Annotated in this window: 25 protein-coding genes, 1 tRNA gene and 1 riboswitch; of the genes, 19 read left to right on the top strand and 7 right to left on the bottom strand. The window is 53.7% G+C overall.

The genetic code is table 11. From position 1 onward, the window contains the following. The first annotated feature begins 392 nt into the window (after positions 1–392). The 6 genes from rpmH to H7A79_RS15055 all read left to right on the top strand — a co-directional run bounded on the left by rpmH (position 393) and on the right by H7A79_RS15055 (position 7,082). The gene (rpmH, locus tag H7A79_RS15080; protein ID WP_135036567.1) at positions 393–527 is read left to right on the top strand and encodes a 50S ribosomal protein L34; all 135 of its coding nucleotides are present in this window, start codon (positions 393–395) and stop codon (positions 525–527) included. 2 nt (positions 528–529) lie between these two features. Then, positions 530–871: a ribonuclease P protein component gene (gene rnpA, locus H7A79_RS15075; protein ID WP_135036570.1), complete on the top strand. Its 342-nt coding sequence runs from the start codon at positions 530–532 to the stop codon at positions 869–871. Beyond that, on the top strand, positions 871–1,083 hold the full coding sequence (gene yidD / locus H7A79_RS15070; protein WP_214646389.1) for a membrane protein insertion efficiency factor YidD: 213 nt from the start codon (positions 871–873) through the stop codon (positions 1,081–1,083). The genes rnpA and yidD overlap by 1 nt, the downstream gene beginning before the upstream one ends. Positions 1,084–1,331: 248 nt before the next feature. Beyond that, complete coding sequence (gene yidC, locus H7A79_RS15065) at positions 1,332–2,990, top strand: membrane protein insertase YidC (RefSeq protein WP_187000680.1); 1,659 nt, start codon at positions 1,332–1,334, stop codon at positions 2,988–2,990. Positions 2,991–3,176: 186 nt separating this feature from the next. Beyond that, a complete protein-coding gene (gyrB, locus tag H7A79_RS15060) occupies positions 3,177–5,567 on the top strand; it encodes a DNA topoisomerase (ATP-hydrolyzing) subunit B (RefSeq protein WP_187000679.1) in 2,391 nt (796 codons plus the stop codon). Positions 5,568–6,335: 768 nt separating this feature from the next. Next, complete coding sequence (locus H7A79_RS15055) at positions 6,336–7,082, top strand: class I SAM-dependent methyltransferase (protein WP_187000678.1); 747 nt, start codon at positions 6,336–6,338, stop codon at positions 7,080–7,082. A gap of 149 nt (positions 7,083–7,231) precedes the next feature. Here H7A79_RS15055 and H7A79_RS15050 read toward each other — a convergent pair whose 3' ends face one another. Further along, positions 7,232–8,494 carry an NRAMP family divalent metal transporter gene (locus tag H7A79_RS15050; RefSeq protein ID WP_187000677.1) on the bottom strand — a complete coding sequence of 421 codons (1,263 nt, stop codon included), beginning with the start codon at positions 8,492–8,494 and terminating at the stop codon, positions 7,232–7,234. 339 nt (positions 8,495–8,833) lie between these two features. On the opposite strand from H7A79_RS15050, the gene H7A79_RS15045 reads away from it, so the two are divergent. Both H7A79_RS15045 and H7A79_RS15040 read left to right on the top strand, forming a co-directional pair. Continuing rightward, positions 8,834–9,343: a c-type cytochrome gene (locus tag H7A79_RS15045; protein WP_187000676.1), complete on the top strand. Its 510-nt coding sequence runs from the start codon at positions 8,834–8,836 to the stop codon at positions 9,341–9,343. A 145-nt stretch (positions 9,344–9,488) separates the two neighbouring features. Further along, positions 9,489–9,680, top strand: coding sequence for a hypothetical protein (locus H7A79_RS15040; RefSeq protein ID WP_187000675.1), 192 nt, complete (start codon positions 9,489–9,491; stop codon positions 9,678–9,680). Positions 9,681–10,050: 370 nt separating this feature from the next. Here H7A79_RS15040 and rfaQ read toward each other — a convergent pair whose 3' ends face one another. Next, the gene (gene rfaQ / locus H7A79_RS15035; protein WP_187000674.1) at positions 10,051–11,121 is read right to left on the bottom strand and encodes a putative lipopolysaccharide heptosyltransferase III; all 1,071 of its coding nucleotides are present in this window, start codon (positions 11,119–11,121) and stop codon (positions 10,051–10,053) included. Positions 11,122–11,505: 384 nt separating this feature from the next. On the opposite strand from rfaQ, the gene H7A79_RS15030 reads away from it, so the two are divergent. Next, a complete protein-coding gene (locus H7A79_RS15030) occupies positions 11,506–13,569 on the top strand; it encodes a right-handed parallel beta-helix repeat-containing protein (RefSeq protein ID WP_187000673.1) in 2,064 nt (687 codons plus the stop codon). Positions 13,570–14,339: 770 nt separating this feature from the next. On the opposite strand, the gene rpmA is transcribed toward H7A79_RS15030, so the two are convergent. Continuing rightward, positions 14,340–14,612, bottom strand: a complete 273-nt coding sequence (gene rpmA / locus H7A79_RS15025; protein ID WP_085365403.1) for a 50S ribosomal protein L27 — start codon at positions 14,610–14,612, stop codon at positions 14,340–14,342. Between the two features lie 19 nt (positions 14,613–14,631). After that, a complete protein-coding gene (gene rplU / locus H7A79_RS15020; protein ID WP_135037701.1) occupies positions 14,632–14,940 on the bottom strand; it encodes a 50S ribosomal protein L21 in 309 nt (102 codons plus the stop codon). 247 nt (positions 14,941–15,187) lie between these two features. Here rplU and H7A79_RS15015 point away from each other — a divergent pair, with 247 nt between their 5' ends. Beyond that, a complete protein-coding gene (locus H7A79_RS15015) occupies positions 15,188–16,162 on the top strand; it encodes a polyprenyl synthetase family protein (RefSeq protein WP_187001753.1) in 975 nt (324 codons plus the stop codon). A gap of 29 nt (positions 16,163–16,191) precedes the next feature. Further along, positions 16,192–16,266 (top strand) — tRNA-Arg (locus tag H7A79_RS15010). A gap of 229 nt (positions 16,267–16,495) precedes the next feature. Here H7A79_RS15010 and H7A79_RS15005 read toward each other — a convergent pair. Both H7A79_RS15005 and queF read right to left on the bottom strand, forming a co-directional pair. Beyond that, positions 16,496–17,179: a 7-cyano-7-deazaguanine/7-aminomethyl-7-deazaguanine transporter gene (locus tag H7A79_RS15005; RefSeq protein ID WP_187000672.1), complete on the bottom strand. Its 684-nt coding sequence runs from the start codon at positions 17,177–17,179 to the stop codon at positions 16,496–16,498. Positions 17,180–17,335: 156 nt separating this feature from the next. Beyond that, complete coding sequence (gene queF / locus H7A79_RS15000) at positions 17,336–17,812, bottom strand: preQ(1) synthase (protein WP_187000671.1); 477 nt, start codon at positions 17,810–17,812, stop codon at positions 17,336–17,338. A gap of 7 nt (positions 17,813–17,819) precedes the next feature. Next, positions 17,820–17,863, bottom strand: a riboswitch (PreQ1 riboswitch). A 560-nt stretch (positions 17,864–18,423) separates the two neighbouring features. Between queF and H7A79_RS14995 the strand changes: the two genes are divergently transcribed. After that, entirely contained in the window at positions 18,424–18,915 is a 492-nt protein-coding gene (locus tag H7A79_RS14995) for a MarR family winged helix-turn-helix transcriptional regulator (RefSeq protein ID WP_135034673.1), read from the top strand. 57 nt (positions 18,916–18,972) lie between these two features. Then, on the top strand, positions 18,973–20,376 hold the full coding sequence (locus H7A79_RS14990) for an efflux transporter outer membrane subunit (protein ID WP_187000670.1): 1,404 nt from the start codon (positions 18,973–18,975) through the stop codon (positions 20,374–20,376). 651 nt (positions 20,377–21,027) lie between these two features. On the opposite strand, the gene rsmI is transcribed toward H7A79_RS14990, so the two are convergent. Continuing rightward, positions 21,028–21,897: a 16S rRNA (cytidine(1402)-2'-O)-methyltransferase gene (gene rsmI, locus H7A79_RS14985; protein WP_187001752.1), complete on the bottom strand. Its 870-nt coding sequence runs from the start codon at positions 21,895–21,897 to the stop codon at positions 21,028–21,030. A gap of 61 nt (positions 21,898–21,958) precedes the next feature. On the opposite strand from rsmI, the gene H7A79_RS14980 reads away from it, so the two are divergent. The 6 genes from H7A79_RS14980 to H7A79_RS14955 all read left to right on the top strand — a co-directional run bounded on the left by H7A79_RS14980 (position 21,959) and on the right by H7A79_RS14955 (position 25,804). After that, positions 21,959–22,306, top strand: a complete 348-nt coding sequence (locus H7A79_RS14980) for a YraN family protein (RefSeq protein WP_187000669.1) — start codon at positions 21,959–21,961, stop codon at positions 22,304–22,306. A 7-nt stretch (positions 22,307–22,313) separates the two neighbouring features. Next, a complete protein-coding gene (locus H7A79_RS14975; protein WP_135034676.1) occupies positions 22,314–22,907 on the top strand; it encodes a phosphoheptose isomerase in 594 nt (197 codons plus the stop codon). Positions 22,908–22,975: 68 nt separating this feature from the next. Then, complete coding sequence (locus H7A79_RS14970) at positions 22,976–23,581, top strand: BON domain-containing protein (protein ID WP_187000668.1); 606 nt, start codon at positions 22,976–22,978, stop codon at positions 23,579–23,581. A gap of 95 nt (positions 23,582–23,676) precedes the next feature. Continuing rightward, the gene (locus H7A79_RS14965) at positions 23,677–24,324 is read left to right on the top strand and encodes a flagellar biosynthesis protein FlhF (protein ID WP_187000667.1); all 648 of its coding nucleotides are present in this window, start codon (positions 23,677–23,679) and stop codon (positions 24,322–24,324) included. Between the two features lie 146 nt (positions 24,325–24,470). After that, the gene (map, locus tag H7A79_RS14960; protein WP_187000666.1) at positions 24,471–25,247 is read left to right on the top strand and encodes a type I methionyl aminopeptidase; all 777 of its coding nucleotides are present in this window, start codon (positions 24,471–24,473) and stop codon (positions 25,245–25,247) included. A gap of 260 nt (positions 25,248–25,507) precedes the next feature. Further along, the gene (locus H7A79_RS14955) at positions 25,508–25,804 is read left to right on the top strand and encodes a helix-turn-helix domain-containing protein (protein ID WP_054599660.1); all 297 of its coding nucleotides are present in this window, start codon (positions 25,508–25,510) and stop codon (positions 25,802–25,804) included. Positions 25,805–25,834 lie beyond the last annotated feature (30 nt).

Here is a 25,834-nt window from a genome sequence, read left to right as displayed (position 1 = left end):
AGGTGCCTGATTAGCGTTTTTTATACAAAACAAATAATGTGAAAGTGCCCCGCCGATGCTGCACCGCACAGAGCCGCAAACAGAACACTTTCCAATCAACAGATTAAAAACAGTAGGCCGTTGTTTTTCAGACGGCCTGTTGCATCATTGCAAAGATTCGGAAGATTATACCGAAAATTATCCACAACCGCCATCGGCAGCAGCAGTCAAAGAACACTCTCAAACATGGTTCGCAACAGCACGACCGGCCGTCTGAAACAGCCGCAGCCAAACGGCAGCCGGCGCACAACGCAAAGCGGGCAACCGTTTGCACAAGCTGTTTTATTAATTGACAAAACCCTAAATTTAAGGTGTAATCCGCAGTTTGATTTTCTGCCACTTAGGAAACAGACATGAAACGCACTTACCAACCCTCAGTAACCAAACGCAAACGCACCCACGGTTTTCTGGTCCGCTCCAAAACCCGCGGCGGCCGTGCCGTTTTGGCTGCACGCCGCGCCAAAGGCCGCAAGCGTTTGAGCGTATAATTTTGAGCCGGGGCTTCGCCAAACGTTACCGCCTGCTGAAAACGGATGACTTTTCATCCGTTTTTGCGTTTAAAAAACAGCAGGGTTCGGCACTCATACAGATTTTCTACCTGACCGGCAACGGTTTGAACCACGCCCGTTTGGGCTTGGTGGTCAGCAAAAAAACCGCCAAACGCGCGCATGCGCGCAACTATATGAAACGGGTGGTGCGCGAATGGTTCCGCTGCCATAAAGAAACATTGCCGCCCAACGACTTTGTCGTGCGCATACGCCGCCCTTTCAACCGTGAAACCGCCGCCGAAGCCCGCCTGCAGCTGGCACAACTGATGCGCAGAATATCCTGATGGCCGCCAAACTGCTGCTGTGGCTGATACGGTTTTACCGATACGCCGTCAGCCCGCTGATTCCGCCCCGCTGCCGTTTCACGCCCACCTGCTCGCAATATGCCTTGGAGGCAGTGAAAAAACACGGTGCGCTCAAAGGCGGCTGTCTGGCACTCAAACGTATCGCCCGCTGTCATCCGTGGGGCGGCAGCGGCTGCGATCCCGTGCCTTAGCACCTGTTTTATACGCCCCGCAAACACCAACGCATTTCAGACGGCCTGCCGAAGCCGGCATATTTTTCCACCACCCGCATACTGTTCTATATAATGCCGTCTGAAAACAAAGCCGTCTGAAACTGCCGCCGGGCATTACGGCCCGACAGACCGTCTGCTTTCCCGGGCCGCTGCGGCAAACGGGCTGATGTACGGGCTGCGGCGGCAGTTTTTTTGCCCCACCCTACAAGTATCACCAGGAAGATTCTATGGACTTCAAACGATTAATGGTTTTTTTCGCCGTGGCTGCGGCGATTCTGTTTGGCTGGGAGCAGATTTTCCCCACGCCCAAACCCGACCCGGCCCGACAACAGGCTGCACAAACCGCACAGCAAAGCGCCGCGCAGCAGACAGGCCCTGCTGCCGCACTCACGCCCACCGTGCCGGTTACCGTAACCACCGACACGGTTAAAGCCGTTATCGATGAAAAAACCGGCAACCTGCGCGGCCTGACCCTGTTGAAATACAACGCCAGCAGCGATGAAAGCAAAGATTTCGTGCTGTTTAACGACAGCAAAGCCCACACCTATATCGCCCAATCCGAATTATTGAATTCAGACGGCCAAAACGTGTTGAAAGGCCTCACCTTCACCGCCGCGCAGAAACAATACACCCTCAACGGAGATAAAGCCGAAGTGCGCCTGAGCGCGCCGGAAACTGCCGGTTTGAAAATCGACAAAGTCTATACCTTCACCCAAGGCAGCTACGTCATCAATATGCGTTACGATGTAACCAACTCGGGCGGCGCGCCGGTGAAGCTTGATGCCGTTTACCGCCTGCTGCGCGACAGCAGCAAGCCCGAAGGCGAAGGTTATTTCAACCAAACCTATGCCGGCCCGGTGGTTTACACCCCTGCCGGCGAGTTTGAAAAAGTGCCGTTCGGCGATTTGGACGATGACTACCATTCCGGCAAAGACCAAGCCGAATATGTGCGCAAAACCGACAGCGGCTGGCTGGGCATGATTCAGCACTACTTCATGGCCACCTGGATTCTGCAGCCCAAAGACGGCCAAACCGTCTGCGCCGCCGGTGCCTGCCAAATCGATTTGAAACGCCGCAGCGACACCCTCTATTCCGCCGCCGTACGCGTGCCCTTGGCCGCCGTGCCTGCGGGCGGCAAGCTCGGTGCAGGCATCGATTTATATGCCGGCCCGCAAACCACCAGCATGATCAGCAAAGTGGCCGACAATCTGCAACTTGCAAAAGACTACGGCAAAGTACACATCTTCGCCTCACCGCTGTTTTGGCTGCTCAACAAACTGCACGACTTTGTCGGCAACTGGGGCTGGGCCATCGTGCTGCTCACCATTATCGTGAAAGCCGTTCTCTACCCGCTCACCAACGCCTCTTACCGCTCGATGGCAAAAATGCGCGCCGTTGCCCCGCGCCTGCAGGCGTTGAAAGAGAAATACGGCGATGACCGCATGGCCATGCAGCAGGCTATGATGCAGATGTATAAAGACGAAAAAATCAACCCGCTCGGCGGCTGCCTGCCGATGCTGCTGCAAATTCCGGTGTTTATCGGTTTGTATTGGGCGATTTTCTCTTCGGTGGAACTGCGCCAGGCACCGTGGCTGGGCTGGATTACCGACCTGAGCCGCCCCGACCCGTGGTTTATCCTGCCGGTTATCATGGCTGCCACCATGTTTGCCCAAACCTATTTAAACCCGCCGCCCACCGACCCGATGCAGGCCAAAATGATGAAAATCATGCCCATGATTTTCTCGGTGATGTTTTTCTTCTTTCCCGCCGGCCTGGTGCTTTACTGGGTGGTAAACAATATTCTCACCATCGCGCAGCAGTGGTATATCAACCGCAAAATCGAGCAGCAGCGCAAAGCGGGTGAAATATTGGATGCCGGTAAATAAAACACCGCCAAATGCATAAACCGAGGCCGTCTGAAACAGATTTCAGACGGCCTTTTCCTTTTTCCTCCCGGCCTGCGAAACCGCTGAAAACGCTTACGCAATCAGGTATAATGCGCCCATTGTTTTGCCGTTTGGACACCCGCTTTTCAAACGGCCTGCCCCATTCCAATCAGCAGGAAACACCCTATGAGCAATCAAGAAGAATACGGTGCCGAGAGCATACAGGTGCTCGAAGGCCTGGATGCCGTGCGCAAACGCCCCGGCATGTATATCGGCGACACGCAGGACGGCTCCGGCCTGCACCACATGGTTTTCGAAGTGCTCGACAATGCCATCGATGAAGCACTGGCCGGCCACTGCAACCAAATCACCGTTGCCATTAACGCCGACAACTCCATCACCATCGAAGACAACGGCCGCGGCATTCCCACCGGCATCCACCCCAAAGAAGGCCGCTCTGCCGCCGAAGTGATTATGACCATTCTCCATGCCGGCGGCAAATTCGACAACAACAGCTACAAAATCTCCGGCGGCCTGCACGGCGTGGGCGTATCGGTGGTAAACGCCCTCTCCGACTGGCTGCGCCTGACCATCTGGCGCGATGGCAAAGAGCATTTTGTCGAATTCAGGCGCGGTGCGGCCGTTGAACCGCTGAAAGTGGTGGGCGGTGCGCCCGAAGGCAAAACCGGCACCAGGGTTCAATTTATGGCCGGCGAAGAAACCTTCGGCAATATCGAATACCATTTCGACATTCTCGCCAAACGCATCCGCGAACTCTCGTTTCTCAACAACGGCGTGGGCATCAAACTCACCGATATGCGTGACGGCAAAGAGGAAGACTTCGCCTTTGCCGGCGGCGTGGCCGGTTTCGTGCAATACATGAACCGCAAGAAAACCCCGCTGCACGAAAAAGTGTTTTATGCCGGCGGCGAAAAAGACGGCATGGGCGTGGAAGTGGCGATGCAGTGGAACGACAGCTACCAAGAATCGGTGCAGTGCTTCACCAACAACATTCCCCAGCGCGATGGCGGCACCCATCTCACCGCCCTGCGCCAAGTGATGACGCGCACCATCAACCACTACATCGAAGCCAACGAAATCGCCAAAAAAGCCAAAGTGGACACCGGCGGCGATGATATGCGCGAAGGCTTGACCTGCGTGCTTTCCGTCAAACTGCCCGACCCCAAATTCTCTTCGCAGACCAAAGACAAACTGGTTTCCGGCGAAATCGGCCCCGTGGTAAACGAAGTGATCGGCCGGGCGCTGACCGACTTTCTCGAAGAAAACCCCGCCGAAGCCAAAACCATCTGCGGCAAAATCGTTGATGCCGCCCGCGCCCGCGAAGCCGCCCGCAAAGCCCGCGAAATCACCCGCCGCAAAGGCGTGATGGACGGCTTGGGCCTGCCGGGCAAACTGGCCGACTGCCAAGAGAAAGACCCTGCTCTATCCGAGCTTTACCTCGTTGAGGGCGATTCGGCCGGCGGCTCGGCCAAACAGGGGCGCGACCGCAAATTCCAAGCGATTCTGCCCCTGAAAGGCAAAATCCTCAACGTGGAAAAAGCCCGCTTCGAAAAAATGCTCGCCAGCCAGGAAGTCGCCACCCTGATTACCGCGCTGGGCGCAGGCATCGGCAAAGAAGAGTTCAACCCTGAAAAGCTGCGCTACCACCGCATCATCATCATGACCGATGCCGATGTGGACGGTGCCCATATCCGTACCCTGCTGCTCACCTTTTTCTACCGCCAGATGCCCGAGCTGATTGAACGCGGCTATGTCTATATCGCCCAGCCGCCGCTCTACAAAGCCAAACACGGCAAGCAGGAGCGCTATCTGAAAGACGAGTTTGAAAAAGACCAATGGCTCTTGGGTTTGGCCTTAGACAAAGCCAAAATCGTTTCAGACGGCCGCACCATCGAAGGCACCGAGCTCGAGCAGGCCGCCAGGCAGTTTATGCTGGCCAAAACCGCCATCGCGCAGGAAAGCCGTATGATTGACGATTCGGTGCTGCACGCCATGCTGTATGCCGGGCCCGTGAGTTTGTCCGATGCCGCCGCTGCCGATGCCGCCATCGCCGCGCTGATGCCGCTGCTTGACGGAAAAGAAGTGGCGCTGGAGCGCATCGAAGGCAGCGAAGGCAGCCACTTCATCAAAATCACCCGCAAACTGCACGGCAACGTCGCGGTGAGCTATATCGAGCCGAAGTTTTTAAACGGCAAGTCCTACCAAACCCTCAGCCAGGCCGCCGCGCAGCTCAACGGCTTAGTGGGCAAAAACGCCAAACTGTATAAAGGCGACAACGAATACGGTATCAACAGCTTTGAAGACGCTCTTGAGATTCTGCTGCAAAATGCACAAAAAGGCATGAGCATCCAACGCTATAAAGGATTGGGCGAGATGAACCCCGAGCAGCTGTGGGAAACCACTATGGATCCCGCCGTGCGCCGCCTGCTGAAAGTGCGCATCGAAGACGCTATCGCCGCCGATGAAGTGTTTGTTACCCTGATGGGAGACGAAGTCGAACCGCGCCGGGCGTTTATCGAAAACAACGCCCTGATTGCGCAGAATATCGATGCTTAACCGCCTTCGGCAAAGTAAGCGGCCTCAGCCTTTGCAAAAACAGCTTCATGCCGTCTGAAAAACAGCAATTCCATCGTTTGCGCACCGGCCGGAATCCGAATGAACCTATTGAAGCATTGCCTTAACCCATAGCAGTGCCAAGCGTTTGGATTCCTGCCCGCATAAAAATAACGGCAGATATTTCTTGCCGTGTTTTTTGAAGGTTCTGCAAAGGCTCAGGCCGTCTGAAAACGCAAACCGGCCCTGCCCGCGCTTTCAGACGGCCTGAGCCTTTACAGAACCTGTATAGCTCAATCCGCCGCATCACCATGAAACCGCTTCATTTTGGATACAAAACAGCAAGGCGAGGCAATATGGTGCAGCACCCTGTGGCGGAAATGAAGCGGATTCAAGGCGGCGGGCGGCAGTAATACACGCAACACCACAAAACGGGCCGGCACCGCATGATTGGGAAACAGATTAGTGATACAGTGTATTCACCTTATTCCCAGCACAAGGCAGCCAACCGCCGGCAGTACCCATCAAACAGACAATCCGAAACCGGCTCTGTTGGCTCGGGCGGCCTGCACATCGTTTTCTTCGAGCCGAAGTGCAGCAACGCCGCCACACAAAAATAAAAGAAATCCACTATCATGGCAAGGCGCAACACCCCGCGCAGACGAAGCAGATTCCCTACAGTATCCTGCCGTACAAACCGCTCTTTTATCCTGCTTCCTTTTGACCCTTATGACACACAGCAAACCCATCTCTCAGGCCGTCTGAAACACCATGATTCCCGTTTACTCCACCGAAACCGCCGCCGAAGCCGCACTCAGCCTGATCGGCCGCTTCGGCTTAACCGTATGCAGCCGCCAACCCCGGCAGGGCGAATATCTGCTGGCCGATTCAGACGGCCTTTCGTTGTGCCGCGCAGGCGAAAAAGGGCGTGTGCGGGCAGACTTCGCCGGCGGGGCGGCGCAATACCGCCGTACCAAAGGCGGCAGCGAACTGATCGCCAAAGCGGTAAACCACACCGCCGCCCCCACCGTTTGGGACGGCACCGGCGGCTTGGGGCGTGATGCTTTCGTATTGGCTTCGCTGGGGCTGCGCGTGTATGTGTTCGAGCAAAACTCCGCCGTTGCCGCCCTGCTTTCAGACGGCCTGCGCCGTGCGCTCGAATGCCCCGATACTGCCGCCGTTGCCAAACGCATCACCCTGCATTTCGGCGATACCTGCACGCTGCTGCCCCAACTGGCCGCCGCCGAAGGCCGCCCCGATGTGGTTTATCTCGACCCGATGTATCCCGAAAGCCGCAAAACCGCCGCCGTCAAAAAAGAAATGGCTTATTTTCACAGCCTGGTGGGCGCGGCGCAAAACGAAGGGGCGCTGCTTGCTGCCGCCCGCGCCACCGCAAAAAAGCGCATTGTCGTCAAACGTCCGCGCCTGGGGGAATTTCTCAACCACCAGCCGCCCGCCTATCAATACACGGGCAAAAGCACGCGGTTTGATGTTTATCTGCCGCTGCCGCCCGTTTAGGGCATATCCGCCGGCAAGCGTTGCGGCAGTATTTTTGGTAAGGTCTGCATCTGCTTAAAAAATGCGCGCAAGATGTCCAATCTTGCCGCGCTTTTGTTATCTGCGGATTTTTTCCAAAAATCCGCTTTACAAACCTTCTGACGGCACGCCTAAGCAATCATCCCGCTTTGATTGAGCAAAAACAACACCGTAAAGCCGCTTAAATACAATAAACCGATCCAGGCCAGCCACATCAGCCACGGTTGCAGCCTGTGTTTGCCCTTGCGCACCAGTGCCAGGTTTAAATAAGCAAAAACCGGCGTGCTCACAAACGAAGCAATCATTGCAAACTTCAGCATCGCCAATACCGCGCCTTTGAAAAACAGCATCACACACAGGCCGGAAGCGGCGGCAAAAATAATCCACACGGCCAAGATGCGGTTGCTGCGCTCTCTTTGCGGATGGCGCAAAATCAGCCGCAGCGATTCCATATTGGTGCGCGAATAGCCGTCAATCACCGTAATCGTGGTGCCGTACATACAGGCAAACGCAATAAACGCCACCAGCCAGCGCGACCATTCGCCGATGGTTTGCGCATACATATCAATCAATTGGCCGATATAGGCTCCGCCTGCCATTTTCACTTCGGTTCCCGTGCCGTATTGCACCAGCGCGCCCAAAGCGAGAAACACCACCGCCAAAACGGCGGTGCTGATGTAGCCCACGTTGAAATCGAACAGGCCGTCTTCATAGCTCACTTTTTCCAGCTTGCGCTTGGCGGATACCCACATCGAGTTGATGGCCGAAATCTCGATCGGTGCCGGCATCCAACCCATCAGTGCCACGATAAACGCCAGCGCGCCGAGATTCCACGGGCTGGGCTCGATAAAGCCCGGCTGCATCTGCGCACCTTTGCCGGCGGCCACCGCCACCGCCGCCACCGTAGTGAGGGTGAGGCTGATCATAATGATTTTCGACATACCGTCCACCGTGCGGTAAGGCCCCACCAGCAACAGCAGCACGGCAGAGGCCAACACCGCAGCCGAAAGTGCGTTCATCGACCATTCGCCCGGCAGCACAAAGCTCAGAATCGCGGCACACAACATACTCACCGCTGCCGTGTTAATCACCGTGGCACACAGGTTCAGCACAAAAAACACCCATAAATACACGCGGCTTTTTTCGGCATAACCTTCGAGCAGGCTCTTGCCCGTTTCGAGCGTGTATTGCGGGCCGAAACGGAAAAACGGGTATTTAAACAGATTGGCCAGCACAATAATCAACGCCAGCTGCCAACCGTAGAGTGCGCCGGCCTGGGTGGAGGCGATAATGTGCGAACCACCCACCGCCGCCGAAGCCATCATGATGCCCGGGCCCATCGCCCGCAACCGCCCGCGCCAATGCGGACGGCCGTTTACCGCTTGCTCTTTCATAGGTCAAACCTTTCACTGTTTTGATGTAAATATCTGTAAATATACGCGATTATACGCAATTGAATGCTTTTTGGCAGACAATATCGCGTTTAAGATGCCGATTCGGCCGTCTGAATAAAACCGGTCAAACTTTCAGACGGCCTGCCGTATAATAAACCTGCTTTTCCGACACCGAAACCCGTGCATCCGCCACAGCGGGCGTGCTTCATTTTCGGTATCGGGCAGCAGCAAGCAGTAGGCAAAGCGCGCCGCCGCAACGGAAATGAAGCGGGTTTACCCTATCCGCAAAACAGCGGCCGCAAGGCCGTGATAACCACCAACCACTCTAAGGACACAACCATGAAAAAAACCGTGCTTATCCTCGGCACCCTTGCCGCCCTTTCCCTGCTGGCCGCCTGCGGCGGACAAAACAGCAGCGCCGCTTCTGCCGCACCGGCACCCGAAACAGCCCAGGCAGCCGCTTCGGCTTTAAGCCCCGAAGAAGCGGTAAAAGAGCGCGAAAAGCTGATGAAATCATTTAAAGAAGATGTCGGCACCATGGGCAAAATGGTAAAAGGCGAAACCCCGTATGATGCCGCCGCCTTCCAGGCCGCAGCCGACAGCCTCGCCGCCAATGCCGACAAACCGTGGGAGCACTACACCCCCGAAAGTGCCAACGAAGAATCGGAAGCCAAACCCGAAGTGTGGAGCAAACCCGATGAATTCAAACAGGCCGTTGAAACATTCACCACTGCCGCTGCTGCGTTGAAAACCGCCGCCGCTTCCGGCAAACTGGATGATGTCAAAAAACCGTTCGGCGAGGTAGGCCGAAGCTGCAAAGCCTGCCACGACACTTTCCGCGCAGACTGACCCTGCCGCGCTGCCATGCTGAAACCTGTTTGATATGCCCAGATTTTTGTTTTCAGACGGCCTGAAATGCAGCAAATCGCAGCGTTGTTTATACTGCCCGTTTTCCGCCCGAATACCTGTTTTGATTTTTTTAAAGTTGCCGGAAATGCCGGAAAGCACCGCCAAGCCATGCGGTTTCGGAGCATACGCAGCAACCGCCAAACCACCGTTTCAGCAGAAACCAAAACCGCCGGGCATCAAAAATGCCGGCAGCCCGACCTTTCCCGGCACCTCAGGCCGTCTGAAACGGCTTTCAGACGGCCTGAAAGATTGTAAAGGCCAGGGTTTCTCCACCTGAAATCTTTGTAAAATGCAAAACACCGCAAGAAGTTTATTTGCCGCCATTTCCGCATAAACGGAAATCCAAATGTTCGGCATGTGGGCACTTTTTAACCGACACTTCAAGTTTCTATCCCCTCACCTGCGCGGGAATCACAGTATTGTGGAAATACTCATTGCAGGCCTTTCAGACGGCCTGAGAGTATTTTTGCAATGCCCCGCCTGCATCATTTTGAAAAAGGCCGTTATCGCCCAAAACCAATGTTTGCAAGTTTGGCGCGGTTTTGGTTACAAGGGTTCGGACAATGACACAGGCCGTCTGAAACGGCTTTCAGACGGCCTGAAAATATTTTTGCCGCCCCCCTGCCCGGGCGGTCTCTGCCGGCATCTCACCCTGCCAACTGTTTCTGCACCGCCTGCCACACGGCATCAACCGGAATCGCGCCCAGCAGGCGGGCGGTATCGTTGCTGTTAATGCTGTCGGGGTGGGGCAGGCTGCCGAAATCGCCCGCCCACACCACTTCGGCACGCGCCGAATAAGGCCGCCAACGGCTCACCCAGCTCGGGCCGAACAGCGCCACCTGGGGCTTGTCCAACGCGGCCGCCATGTGCATGGGCACCGAATCCACACCGATAAACAGCCCGGCACCATCGATTGCCGCCGCCAGCTCGCGCAGATTCAGGCAGCCCGACAAAATCCATATATGCATGCCCTTTGGTGCTTTCAGACGGCCGGCGATGTCTGCCAGCATAGCCTGCTCGCCGCTGTCGGGCGCAGCAGTCAGCACCAAATGGCGGCCGCTCTCGAGCAAACGTTGCAGCAATTGGGCGGTTTTATCGTTTTCCCAGCACTTAAACGCCCAGCGCGACCCCGGGTGCGCCAACACATAAGGTTCGCCCTGCCAGCCCCGGTTCTGCAGCTTACCCTGCAAACTGCGGCGCGTGTCGGGAGCAATTTCCATACGCACACGCGGGCAATAGCCGCCGGCCAGCTGCAACGGACGGAGCACGGCAAGATGGTGTTCGACAATATGGTGTTCGTGTTTTAAATCTTCGCTCAACACGCTGTGGCAAAACCGCCATAACACATTGTCGCGCTTGCTGTAGCGCAAACTGCCGCTGCGTTTGCCGCACAACTTGGCCACTGCTGCCGCACGCCATTGGTCGGAAAGATTGAACACCCAATCATAACGCTGTGCTTTCAAGCTGCCCCACAACGCCCGCTCACATGCCAGCCGTTGGCGCAAACCCAGCTTCTTCCATTGCCGGTCGATGGTGAGAATACGGTTGATTTGGCGGTTGTCGCGCAAAATATCGGCGGTTTCCCGATACACCAGCATATCGATGGCGCAATCGGGATAAGCCTGTTTGATGCGGTCGGCCACCGGCGTGGTTAATAACACATCGCCGTGGTGGCGCAATTTGATAATCAGGATACGTTCCGGCTTGGTCGGCATCATCGCAAGAAAGCTTTCAGACGGCCTCTCCGATCGGATGCGGCCTATTCTAAATAGAAATTCCGAATCATATTGGACGTGCGTTTTAAAAATAAAAATTTAACTAAAAATAACATTCAGACCGACAACCGCAACAACTTTACCAACCATGAGGCATATTTTGATATGCCGTTAAGCTATTGCTTAAAATTTTTAGAAAAACAAAAAAATCTTCTCTATTTTTGCAGGTTAATTTTGTTAAAAATATCAAAATAAATATTACAAAAGCCGGTGTTGCCGGCAACCATGCCGAACGCCCCCTTTTTCAGCGTGTGAAAACCCCATATACTTTCCCGCTTTAATATACCTTTGGCATCAATCACCTATTTAATCAGGAGATAACCATTTATGGCAAATTATGTTGTGCGAACACACGCGAAGCATGGAAAATACATTGATATCCGCCACTTCAAAACCGCAACCAACACCTATAACGATGCGGTTAAAGCCGCATTGGCCGCCGCCCACAAAGAAAAAGCGGCACTATATTTAACCGGCACCATCACCATCAGCGGAGCCATCGAAATCAACGCTGCCACAAGAAACGTAACCGGCATTTTCGGCGACGGCATGGGTAAAACCAAAATCCTGTTCACACACAAACAAACCGGCGTGCATAATCCCAACAGCAATGCTACCGAACCGGAAAAAGCCGGCATTTGGATTAACGGGCAAAACGGTAAATTTGTTTCCGACCTTTCCGTGCAATACAAACACACTGCCGCCACCGATTTTTACCGCACCGGACAAAGCTACTTCGGCAAAATCAGCGGCATTGTCGTCAACGATGCCGACCATACCCTGATCAGCAGAGTAGAAGTATCCGGTGCCAACCGTGCCGGCGTATTGTTTACCTCGACCAGCGCCATATCCAGCGGTGCAAAAGACAACCTGACAAACGGCAAAATCACTGCTGCGCAACTGCCCACCGGCGACAATAATAAAATTATCGACAGCAACCTGCACCACAACCGCGTTTCCGGCGTGATGGTAGCATTTCAAAAAAATTTCACCGCTGAAAACAACACCTTTGCATGGAACGGCCATGAAAAAGACGGCGGCACAGGCTACGGTATTTCACTGATGGCCGGCAGCTACAACAACGGGGCCACCATCACCGGCAACACCACCAACCACAACTACCGCAAAGGCATAGATTCACACGACGGCAATAATATCGTTATCAAAAACAACACATTAAACGGCGACCGTATGTATGGCATCTCCGTAGAAAACCGTCAGTTCAGCATGGATAAAGTTACCATCCAAAACAACACCATCACACAAGACCCTTCTTTCCGCCTCACCAGAGACGACAACACCGGTATTCCCAATGCCGGCAGCGACTATATCGGCTACCGGGGCATCAAATTAGAAAACAAAGGCCAAGACTGGCAAAAATTCATCAACCCCAAAGCCGGTGTGTTCAACATCAGCAACAATACCATTAACAACCTCACAGACGGCTTGGGCATCACCCGCGCCATCGAGGCCCGCAACAATGAAAAAGATGTCAGCTACACATTAAATATTTCCAATAACAAACTAGCCGGCTCTTCGGCCGACAACCTCATCAGCATATTCGGCAAATCAGACAACTCCCATACCGCAGCCGTGGAAGCCGGTCCCGGAAGCGGAAATATCCGCATTATCGGCAATAACATGTCGGTAAAAAAAACAACTGCCGCACCGATTTATATCGAAGAAAAACAAAATGCCGACCGCCTCAACGGCAGCGTTGCCGTTAATAACAACACCCTGAAAATAAGCCAGGCCGAAGGCGCCACCAAAGCCGTAACCGTTGAAAGCAATGCCGCCACCGTGTCGGTAACCGGCAACACATTCAACGTAAGCGGCGGACCGCCCTCGCAGCCGGTTGTCCGTGCAACCGGCACCAGCAAAAGCCATAAAGGCAAGCTCACCGTTGCCGACAACACTTTCGATACCGACTCATCCAAAGCCTTTGAAAACGGCGACTGGCTGAAAACAGAGCAAATCAACACCTTGCGCGTTATTTCCAATATTCACAGCGAAGCAGCCGGTATAGCGGGCAACAACGGCGCCACCCCCGCATCAATCGCAGCCCTCAAAAAAGTAACCCTGTCAGCCAGGGCATTTCCCATTGAAGCCGAGTCCGATGAAAGTGCCTTTGCAGATATAGGCACCACCACCGTCAGCCGGGCCGCCACCGAAAACATCGTTTTCCATAGCAATGCAGCCATACGCAGCGCAAACACACCGCAAACCGGCGGCACCGAATTGTTAGACACTGCCCGACCGGTGAATTTGGGCAAACTGGGTATCGACACATCCGAAACCGCACCGGTCAATACCGCCGACCAAAGTTATGCCGTATCGACACAAACAGGCGGCGCGATGCTTCAGGAAGATCAGGCAGCCGCCGTGCTATAGCGGAACCCGCTTTATTTTTGCTGCAGCCCCGCACCCCGAGCGTGAGAGAGCGCTTTTATTAAACCACCCAAGCGGCCGGCAAGGCCGGTCTTGTCTGTAGCGCCTGCTGCCCGGTATCGGGAAACTACAGGCCGTCTGAAAAAACCTTTCAGACGGCCCGATAAAGCCAATCCGCCCAAATAAATATAAAACAGCAAACCGCAGCGGGTGCCAAGCAAACTAACGCTGTTATGATTCGCAAGTGGGTTCGCCATGTCGATACCGGAAACCGCCCGATTTCAAACAATCAAAAACAACTTGAAAAACAGCTTGAAACTTACTGCTGCGGTTTCAGACGGCCTATAAGAGCGGGAGCTTCTGCCCAAACCGTGGCAGCCATAGAAAATGTTCCGCCCCTTATAACCAAACTTGTTTTAGCTGTCTTTTTGTTTCAAAAGCAATTTAGCTGCAAAACAACCGGCCGGCGGCACTTGACGGAACCCCAATCAGGCCGTCTGAAGCACATATTCTACGCCATAGCAGATTCGCTTTATTCTCGATACCCGGCATCAAACCGCAGGCACTACAGACAGCCGGCCGCTTGGGTGGTTTAACAAAAGCGCTCTCTCACGCTCGGGGTGCTGCAAGGCTGCAACAAAAATAAAGTGGATTTACCGTATCCCGCAGTACAACTGGCGTCTCCTGCCCGCAACAATCAATACAAAGCCGCACATTACAAGCATAGGCTAGAATGTGCGGCTTTTTGAATGTGGTGTGGAAAGATGAACCGTTTATTCGTCAGCACCGGTATAGGGGCGTACGCTTACGGTTTTACGGTTCAGCGCGCCTTTGGTTTTAAATTCCACATAGCCGTCCACTTTGGCAAACAGAGTGTGGTCTTTGCCCATACCCACATTTTCACCGGCATGGAACTTAGTGCCGCGCTGGCGGATGATGATGGAACCGGCAGGAATCAGTTCGTTGCCGTAGGCTTTCACCCCCAGACGTTTGGCTTCTGAATCGCGACCGTTTTTAGAGCTGCCGCCGGCTTTTTTAGTTGCCATATTACTTACTCCTGATTAATTAAGCGATTGCCACGATTTCGATTTGGGTGAAATTCTGGCGGTGTCCTTGGCGTTTTTGGTAGTGTTTGCGGCGGCGCATTTTGAAAATGCGTATTTTCTCGCCACGTCCGTGGGCTACCACTTTGGCGGTTACTTTCGCGCCTTCGATAAAGGGCGCACCCACTTTTACAGATTCGCCGTCAGCAATCATCAAAACTTCATTCAGTTCGATTTGGCTGTCGAGTTCGGCAGGTATCTGTTCTACTTTCAATTTTTGGCCAACGGTAACTTTATATTGTTTACCGCCGGTTTTTATGACCGCGTACATACTCAACTCCATTTAAGGGTTTTGGTTAATATCCGCGCACCATGCGCGAAGCCGAGAATTTTATGTTTATTCGACTGTTTTGTCAAAGTTTATTTGCATCCCCCGGCCCGGGCATCTGAAAACAGTCTGAAATATACGGCGGAATATACGGCAGCGGTGCGTGCGGGTATGATTGCTGCTATAATAGCAGGCTGCATAATTTCTTTCGCCTGCCTTTTTGTTTTCACCAACCGAACCCGTAAACGCCATGCTCGAAAACCTGCCCTATTTCCAACGCCACCTTAACGATGACCTTGCCAAAGTCAACGCGGTCATCAATCAGGCCATACAGTCTGAAGTGGCGCTGATTTCGCAAATCGGCACCTACATCATCAGCGCCGGCGGCAAACGGCTCCGCCCGATTATCACGATTCTGGCAGGAAAATCCTTGGGTTACGATAGAGAAAAACTATATTCGCTGGCCGCCATGGTGGAATTCATCCACACATCCACACTACTGCATGATGATGTGGTAGATGAGAGCGGGCTGCGCCGCGGCCGTAAAACCGCCAACAACCTGTTTGGCAATGCCGCAGCCGTATTGGTCGGCGACTTTCTCTACACCCGAGCCTTCCAACTGATGGTCGGTTCCGGCAGCATGAAGATTCTCGAAGTGATGGCCGATGCCACCAATATCATTGCCGAAGGCGAAGTGATGCAGCTGATGAACATCGGCAACACCCATATCACCGAGGCCGAATATGTGCAGGTTATCCAGTATAAAACCGCCAAGCTGTTCGAAGCCGCCGCACAAGTCGGCGCAATTTTGGCCGGCGCAACGCCCGAGCAGGAACAGGCATTGAAAGATTACGGCAGATATGTCGGCACCGCCTTTCAAATTATTGATGATGTGTTGGATTATTCGGGACGGCCCGATGAAATCGGCAAAAATGTCGGTGATGACTTGGCCGAAGGCAAACCCACGCTGCCGCTGATTTATCTGATGCAGCAAGGCAGCGAAACAGTAGCCGCCGATGTGCGCACCGCGCTGCAAAATGCAGACCGCAGTGATTTCGAAAAAATCTACGGCTATGTGAAAAACTCCGATGCGCTGGGCTATGCTGCCGCCGAAGCCGCAAAAGCGGTCGGACAAGCCGTGGCCTGTTTAAACGCCCTTCCCGACAACGAAGCCACCCTGGCCATGCGTGCGCTGGCCCAAGAGTCGCTGGCAAGGGTTTCTTAACCTTAACCCTTCCCGTTTCTGCTTGAAAGCCCGCCGTAGTTCAACGGATAGAACATATGCCTCCTAAGCGTAAGATACAGGTTCGATTCCTGTCGGCGGGGCCACCACCTGAAACCACCAATCTTTGCATTCAAAACATCAAAGGCCGTCTGAAAATTTCAGACGGCCTTTCGCCATACTGTATCCGCATAAAAAATGAAATCCAACCGACCGCAGCCAATCCGTAAAAAAACCAATCTGATTCCAAATCAGCACGAACCGGCGGGCCGTAAACAACACAGGCACACAGCAAGGAAATCGGCAGGTTATTTTTTAAACAGACCGGTCATACCATCAAGGCTCTTGGGCCGCCATCTCCGCCAGATTGTCTTGCAGCTTGAGCGCAGTTAACTTTTTTTCCAGCATATTCAACAAAATACCGTAAGCCGGCAAGAAAAACAGCGTGCAGATAACAAGTTTGAACAAATAATCAATAAAAGCGATTTCCTGCCAGTTAGCCGCCATAAACACATCACTGCCGGCATAGAATGCCACACCGAAGAAAACCAACGTATCCAGCGCATTACCCAAAAATGTCGAGGCTGTGGGTGCAATCCACCAGGATTTCAAGCGGCGCAATTTATTGAATACGAAAATATCCAGCAGCTGCCCGAGCGCATACGCGGCAAAACTGGCCGATGCGATGCGGCCGACAAATCCGTTGAACGAAGCCAATGCAGCCCAACCGGTCCAGCCGCCTTCGTGAAACAGCACCGATACTGCATACGACAACACCAACGCCGGCAGCATCACCCAAAAAATAATCCGGCGGGCAAGATGTCGGCCGAAAATGCGCACGGTTAAATCGGTAGCCAGGAAAATAAACGGAAACGTAAATGCCCCCCAGGTGGTGTGGAATCCGAACACTTCAAACGGAAACTGCACCAGATAATTGCTGGCTGCAATAATCAAAATATGAAAAAAAGCAAGCCAAACCAAGGCCTTTCGCAATTGCGCAGCATTAAATCGATAAACCATCACTCTCTCGTTTCCCAAACAGGGGCTTCGGCGGCACGCTGCTTTTTTCAGGCGGCCTTCCTACCGAATCCTCAAGCAGGCAGTTGTTGATTTTTAATCGGTATGAATCAGTATTCAGACATTGCCGGTTAGATGCAGAAACGCCGCTGCACGCATTCACGCGTGTGCATCACGGGCAAACAGGCGGGTTTTGGCCAACTGCTCAAACTCGGTGCCGGAACGGCCGTAGTTGGCAAACGGATGGATAGCAATTCCGCCGCGCGGCGTAAATTCACCGCAAACCTCGATATACTTCGGCTGTATCAACGCAATCAAATCTTTCATAATGATATTGACACAATCTTCGTGAAAATCACCGTGGTTGCGGAAGCTGAACAAATAAAGCTTGAGCGATTTGCTTTCCACCATTTTTTCAGCGGGAATATAACGTATATAGATGGTGGCAAAATCCGGCTGACCGGTCATCGGGCACAAACTGGTAAACTCAGGGCAGATAAATTTGACAAAATAATCATTGCCTTGGTGTTTGTTGTCGAATGCCTCCAAAACTTCGGGCGCATATTCGGTAAGATACGAAACACTTCCGCTGCCCAGCAAAGTAAGGCCGTGCAGTTCGTTGCTACTGCGGGTCATAAATGAAAGTTCCTTAGTTTTTTAATGTGGGAGATCGCGAACCACAACGTAAACCCCGCATTTTAATACAAAAGAGCAGAATGTGTATTGCCGGCAAGCAGAAACGCCCGGCAGAACTGTTAAAAATAGTTTATAAAACAGAAATTTCGAAATCCGTTTTTTCATTATCTGCCCCATAATCCCAGTCAATTTATTGAATTTAAAAATTTTTAAAATTCCGTCTGCTTTTTATAAATGCATAATGCGTAAAGATATGTTTTCCACCGAACTATGCATAACCAACCCACTCTAAAAAAGCAAAACAAACTGCCTCTCGGCAGCCCCACTAAAAAATTTCAAATATCACTTAGGTTTGCAGACAAACGGTTGGTTTCCCGCCCCATTTAGGTTATGCAGAGCACTTTTATGACAACAGCAATCCGCTTGTAAGAAAGACAAACCGATTATCTGTTTTTTAAGAAACTATAAACAATAATATATAAAATATTTCCAACCGAATTAAAAATTGCCGGTTTTATGTAGAAAACGGCAATTTTATAGAAATTTAAAAGCAGATAACTGCATTTATCAAAATTATTTAACTGCCAACATCATTTGAGAAGAGAAATATAATGAGTTTTTCACAAGCAGAACTGGTTAATGCGCTCAGATTATTATCCGGGCGCCTGCCTGAGTTTTCCGAACAGCAAACCCAATCCGGCCGCCTGCTGCGCGTTGTTACAGAACGCCTGAGCAGCCATCTGAACGACAGCTTGAAAGAATTCGGCATCAACGAGAACCTGTGGTTTGCCATGATGGCGGTTTATGTGAGCCCCAACAGCGAAATCCTGCCTTCGCGCCTGAGCGATCTGATGGATCTAACCCGCACCAGCGCCACCCGCCTTTCCGATGAAATGGTGGAGCGCGGCTGGGTAGAACGCCACATCAACCAGCAAGACCGCCGCCAAATCGTGTTAAAATTAACTGCTGAAGGTGAAGCCTTTATCCAAAAAATCTGGCCGCAGATTTCCAGCAGGAGCAGTGAGGCTTGGGAAGACTTTACCAATGAAGATTACGCCCAACTGCAACATCTGTTAGGCAAACTGCTGACCAAACTCGGTTGATTGCCCTTTTCTTACCATTACGATGCTGCTCCAAGCGAAAGCAAAACGGATAGCTTAATGAAATTTACCCTGATTGCGCGCAGCGCGGCGTTGCTCGGATTATTGCTTGCCGCTGCCTGTGCGCCGTTTGGCAAACAAGTGCCGTTGGACACCCCAACGGCTTATTCATTACCGCAAGGAGAATCCGCCCGCGAAATACGCGATGACTGGTGGATGCAGTTGCGCGACCCCAAACTCAACCGTTTGATCGAAGAGGCCGTCCGCACCGCCCCGCAAATGCGGATCGCCCAGGCGCGTTTCGAGCAGGCACAGGCCGAACTCGGCGTGAACCGTGCGGCAAGCAGAGTCCAAATCGGCCTGTCATCCCAAGGCATAGGGGGGTATGTAAACCCCAAACCCGCATCCGGTATAGCCAACACCGACCATACCCTATTGATGGCCGCAACAGCCCTGCAAGGCAGTTGGGCATTCGACTTTTGGGGGCAAAACAAAGCGCGCATCCGATCTGCTTTGGGTCGGAGCCAAGCTGCCGCCTATGAAACGGTACACACCCGTTTGGAAACGGCCCATGCCGTAGCCGCCCAATATTTTGCCTGGCAGGCACTGGAAGCCCAACGGCAAGCCCTGCAAAAACGCCTTCAGGTGGCTGAAAGCATAGAAAAACTATTAAAACAGCGCATACAGGCAGATATTCTTCCCCCGTCCGCACTTTACCAAGCCCAACAGATGCAGCAGCAACTGCAAATGCAGCAGCTGCAAGTGATGCACAATATCTCGCGCATACGCAACAGCCTGGCGGTAACGGCAGGGCGCTCTCCAGGGGCTCTGCAGAACTGGCAGCCTTCGCCGCAGGCGGCCGCGCCCGTGCTGGCAGTAAACCGTATCCGGGCCGATTTGCTGGGCAGACGGCCCGACATCGCCGCCCAACGCGCCCTGCTGGAATCACGGGCGCAAGATATCGGCGCAGCGAAAGCGGCTTTTTATCCGAACATCGAACTGAGGCTGCTGGCCGGGTTGGCGCACATAGACGCTTTTGATGTTATCAACGGAAAAAGCTCCGGCATGCTGGGCATCATGCCCGCACTCAGCCTGCCCATTTTCACCTCGGGCGCACTGCAATCGCAATTGGCGGCACGCAACGCCCGCTTTAACGAACAGGCAGCCGTGTACGACCAAACCGTACTCCATGCCATACGCTCAGCAGCCGATGCAGTCGGCAGCTACCAAAACCTGCGCAACCAAACCACGCTGCAGCAACGCATGGTAGAAACTGCCGAGAAATCGGCATCGGCAGCTTCCCGCCGTATGCGCGCCGGGTTGGAAAACGGCCTGGTTCCCCTACAAAAACAAGACGAAGTGTTGCAGCAGCAAATGCAGTTGGCACAACACCGTGCAGATCTACTGACTGCCTGGAGCAATGTTCACGCCCGCCTCGGCGGCGGATTCCGGATACCGCAGTAGCCAACCCGCATTTTCGGCATCGGTTTGATTTTGTGTCTGCCGCCGCAGAGCAACGACACTCCAACCCCGAATAAGGCCGTCTGAACAATATTTTCAGACGGCCTGCAATCTTGGGCAAGGCCGGCTATTTGGTGCTTTTTTATACCCGGCAACTTTATGTTTGTTGTTGAAATAGCGGTTTTAACGATTTTACGCTTTCCAAACATGACACCGCCGCATCATATCTTTCGGCACTCCCAACAACCCTCGCCCCCCAACAGGTTTTCAAGCAAAAAACAAAAATATAACCACGCCGTGCTTTCCGCCATCAGATTCCAAACAAGGCCGTCTGAAAATATTTTCAGACAGCCTCGAATATCCTGTAAAACATCTATGGCAAGCCTGCTTTAGTTTGGGTACAAAGCAGCAAGCCGCAGACAGTACAGGCAGTGCGCACCGATTCCGCTGCCGGCGGCGGCCTACCCAAACCGTTCTCTAAAGCCGGATACGCAATCCGTAACTGAAACAACGTGGCTGCACCATACGGCCGATCCGCTTCACAAGCTTCAAAATCATCGCAGCCTTGGCTCTTTCTGCGCAGCTTGCCGATACCATCTGCAACCCGCCGCCTTATGCTTATTTGTTTCATGGATAAGCGATACCCACCCCGATCTATTTCCATGTCAGTGCCAAATCGTAGAGGGCTTTTTTGTTTTCGCCGGTGATTTCGGCCGCCAATTCGGCCGCCTGTTTGGTGGGCAACTCCGCCGCTAACACTTTCATCACGTTTTGCGCCGCTTCAGGCAAACTGCTGTTTTTCTCTTTGGGCGCGGGGTGGAGCACCAAAACCATTTCACCGCGGCTTTGGTCGGCATCATGAATCAAGGCCGTCTGAATATCGGCTACGCTGCCGCTTAAAAACGTTTCAAACGTTTTGGTGATTTCGCGCGCCAGCGTCAGCCTGCGGCCGGGAAACAACGCTGCCATATCGGCCAAAGCGGCGGCGATGCGGTGCGGCGTTTCAAACGCCACCACAGGGTGTTCGGCTCGCGCCCAAGCTGCCAGCAGTTTCCGGCGTTCGCCCGTCTTGGCCGGCAGAAAACCGTGAAAATAAAAGCCCGGCTCGCTGATGCCCGCCCCGCTCAACGCCCCCATCACAGCACTGGCACCCACCACCGGCACCACCTTGAAACCGGCTTCGCGCACGCGGGCGGCCAGTTTCGCGCCGGGGTCGCACACGGCGGGCGTGCCCGCATCCGACACCTGCGCCACCGTCAGGCCGTCTGCAAGCGCTTGGATGACTTTGCCCGCCATTTGCTGTTCGTTGTGCTCGCGCACGCTCAACAGCTTGGCCTGTATGCCGTAGGCGGCCAAAAGTTGCGCGGTAACGCGGGTGTCTTCGGCACACACCAAATCGGCGCGCTCCAACACTGCCAGCGCACGCAGGGTGATGTCGGCCAAATTGCCGATGGGCGTGGCAACCACGTATAATGTTTGCGCCTCAAGGCTGCCGCAGGCTTTTTGGTAATGTTTCTGCATCATCATAACAAACCGCTTTTCAAAAGGCCGTCTGAAAAATCGGATTATAACGGGAGCAAACAAAATGCGCTTAAATCACACTCAAGGCACGGCAGGTGAAAACGCCGCGCTCGCATTTCTGCAAAAACAGGGCTGTAAACTGCTGGCGCGAAACTGGCACTGCCCGTTCGGCGAAATCGATTTAATCGTCAAAAACGGCAACACGATTCTGTTTGTTGAAGTAAAATACCGCAAAAATAACGGCTTCGGCGGCGCTGCCCACAGCATTACGCCGGCCAAACTGTTAAAACTGCAAAAAAGTGCCGAGCACTATCTGCAGCAACACCGCCTGAACCATGCAGCGTGCCGTTTGGACGCGGTTTTGATTCAGGGCAACGATACCCCGCAATGGGTGCAGAACATCACAGGCTGATTTTCAGATGACCACTTTACCAGAGCGCATAGCCGCCCATTTTACCGAAAGCATCGAAGCCAAAAAACAAGCGGCGGACATTCTCACCGAACCCACCGCCGAGGCCGCCGTGCTGATGCTGCAATGTTTGATGAACGATGGCAAAATCCTCGCCTGCGGCAACGGCGGCTCGGCGGCCGATGCCCAACATTTCGCCGCCGAAATGACCGGCCGTTTTGAAAAAGAACGCATGGAGCTGGCCGCCGTGGCGCTCACCACCGACACCTCCGCCCTCACCGCCATCGGCAACGACTACGGCTTCGACCAGGTTTTCAGCAAGCAGGTGCGCGCACTGGGCCGTGCCGGCGATGTGCTTATCGGCATTTCCACCTCGGGCAATTCCGCCAACGTTATCGAAGCTATCAAAGCCGCCCACGAACGCGACATGCACGTTATCGCCCTCACCGGCCGCGATGGCGGCAAAATCGCCGCCATGCTCAACGACAGCGATATTTTATTGAACGTGCCCCACCCGCGCACCGCCCGCATACAGGAAATCCATATCCTGCTGATTCACGCCCTGTGCGACAGCATCGACACCATGCTGTTGGAAGGCATATAACCGTTTTCCGCTTTCAGACGGCCTGTGCACAAGGCCGTCTGAAAACCATTCAGAAAGGACGTATCGAGATGAACACCCAACAACCCGCCCGCACCCTGCTTGCCGCCGTTATTGCCGCCGCGCTGTTAAACGGCTGCGTTGGAGCCGTATTGGGCGGAGCCGCAGTAGGCGGCGCATCCGCACTCGACCGCCGCAGCACCGGCACCCAGGCCGACGACAACGTGATGGAAGTCCGCATCAAAAACACCGCCCTGCCACGCCTGCGCCAAAACAACCAAACCGAAGGCTTCGAGCCGAAACTCTCAGTGGTGGGCTACAACCGCCATATCCTGCTGCTGGGCCATGTTGCCAACGAAAGCGACCGCACATTCGTAGAACAAGTGGCGCGCTCGGAGCAAACCGTTCAAGAAGTGTATAACTACATCAGCGTATCGCCGCAAAAACGCACCTTCGGCAATGTGGGCAGCGACACTTGGAGCACATCGAAAGTACGCACCGCCCTGCTGGGCATCCAAGGCGTGGTTCCCAGCCGCGTGAAAATCGTTACCTATGACGGCATAACCTATGTGATGGGCATTCTCACCCCTGCCGAACAGGCAGCCGTTACCGAACGCGTGCGCACCACCCCGGGCGTGAAAAAAGTGGTAACGCTTTATCAAACATACAATAAATGATAAGCTAAGCCGCTTTAAAAGCATCTGCCGCGCAGACAAAAGGCCGTCTGAAACCGATTTTTCAGACGGCCTCTATCAGCCAAACGGAAAACCCAATGAACAACCGCAAACCGGGCTTCATGCCCAAGCCCAAACACCTGCTCGCCGCCCTCTTCGCCATCGCCTTCATCGCCGTGGCCGGCGTGGTAATCGGCATCATGCAGACATTCGACCCCGCACAGCAGCAAACCCAAGCTCCGCAAACCGCCGCCGCATCATCGGTTGAAATGCTCTCGCCCCGCGGTGCACCCGCTTCGGCAGTAGCGGCAGCGGCGGTTCAAGCACAAGCGGCTGCCCCCCGACAGCAGGCATCCGAAACCGAAGCAGCCGCTTCAGACGCAAATGCCGATCCCGAAACCCCAACCGCCGCATCCGCACCCGAACAAACCGCCGCACCGGCCCCAAAACCCACGCGCCAAGCCCGCAAACCGCAGCGGAAAACCGCAACGGCCGAAGAAACCGGGCAGCAGGCCATACAGCAGGCCCAGCCGGAAACCCCTGCCGCTCCCGCAGAGCAGCCTAAAGAACAACCCACGGCAGCCCCAAAGCCTGCACAACAGATCGAAGCAGCCGAAAAGCCCGCCGCCCCCAAACCCGCAGCCGAACCATCCGAACCCAAACCCGCAGCCGAAAAACCGGCACCCGCAGAAACCGCCCCTGCGCAATCTGCCCAACCCGGCAAAGTAACCGACAACCTGTTTTAACCCGCCGTCCCACTTGAAACAGCGGCTTTCACCCTTATTCAAACCCTGCAGCAATTTATGCCGCCTTCTTTCAGACGGCCTTTCACACATTACCGAAAGGCCGTCTGAACACCAATCCCAACACCTGAAAAGAAAAGAGGATTCACATGGCCGTTGTTATCAAAACCGCCGAAGAAATCGAAAAAATGCGCGAACTGGGCCGGCTGGCGGCCGAAGCATTGGACTATATCGGCCAATTCGTCAAACCCGGCATCACCACCAACGAGCTGGACAGGCTGATCTACACCTACCACACCGAAGTTCAGGGCGGCAGCCCCGCACCGCTGAATTACGGCAACCCGCCCTACCCCAAATCATGCTGCACCTCGGTCAACCACGTTATCTGCCACGGCATTCCCGATGACAAACCCCTGAAAAACGGCGACATTCTCAATATCGACATCACCATTAAAAAAGACGGTTTTCACGGCGATTCCAGCCGTATGTTTGCGGTAGGCAAAATCAGCCCCCAGGCCCAACGCCTGATCGACATCACCCACCAAGCCATGATGGCGGGCATCGCGGCGGTCAAGCCCGGCGCCACTTTGGGCGACATCGGTTACGCCTGCCAGCAGGTTGCCGAAAACGCAGGTTATTCGGTGGTGCAGGAATTCTGCGGCCACGGCATCGGCCGGGGCTTCCACGAAGAGCCGCAAGTCCTGCACTACGGGCGCAAAGGGCAAGGTTTGGTGTTGCAGCCGGGCATGATTTTCACGATAGAGCCGATGATCAACCAAGGCAAACGCCATCTGCGCATTTTGGCAGACGGCTGGACGGTAGTTACCAAAGACCGCTCGCTTTCGGCGCAATGGGAACACGAAGTTTTGGTTACCGAAACCGGCCGCGAAATCCTCACCGTCAGCCCGAAAACAGGTAAACCTTGATTTTGTTACGTTTTTTTATGTAAAATATTTTTAGCTAGAATCTTTACTTAAAAAAATAACCTATTGTTTTAAAAGAATAGTTGAAACACCCTATTGCGTTTGTCGCGTTTTTTGACCGCTTGATAGAAAATCCGATTAAACTTATCCTGATTTCCCTGTCTAAGCATTCATACTTATCTGAATATAATATTCTCACTCAAGATATTATCGCTGCATAAGTAATTTCCAGATTGATCTTTACAACAAATGAAGGGAATTTCATGAAGTCGTTCGAGAAAATCGAAAATATCCGCGATATCCGCAAAAAACTCGGTTTAAACCAAATGGACTTTTGGAGCCGCATCGGCGTTACCCAGTCCGGCGGTTCGCGTTACGAATCAGGCCGCAACATGCCCAAGCCCGTACGCGAATTACTGCGTTTGGTCCACATTGAGAAAATCGACTTGGCTAAAGTAAACCGCGATGATCTTGCGATTGCCTCGCTGCTGAAAAGCCGCCAGCCCGACTTATATGCCTCTTTGAAAAAAGAAGCCAAGGCCGAAGCGAAAAATAAATGAACCGAGAAAATAAAACTGCCCGCAGGCACT

The organism is Neisseria musculi, assembly GCF_014297595.2.
Taxonomy (GTDB): Bacteria; Pseudomonadota; Gammaproteobacteria; order Burkholderiales; family Neisseriaceae; genus Neisseria; species Neisseria musculi.
Note: the sequence above shows the minus strand (reverse complement) of the source record. Positions and strands in the feature narration are given on the sequence as shown.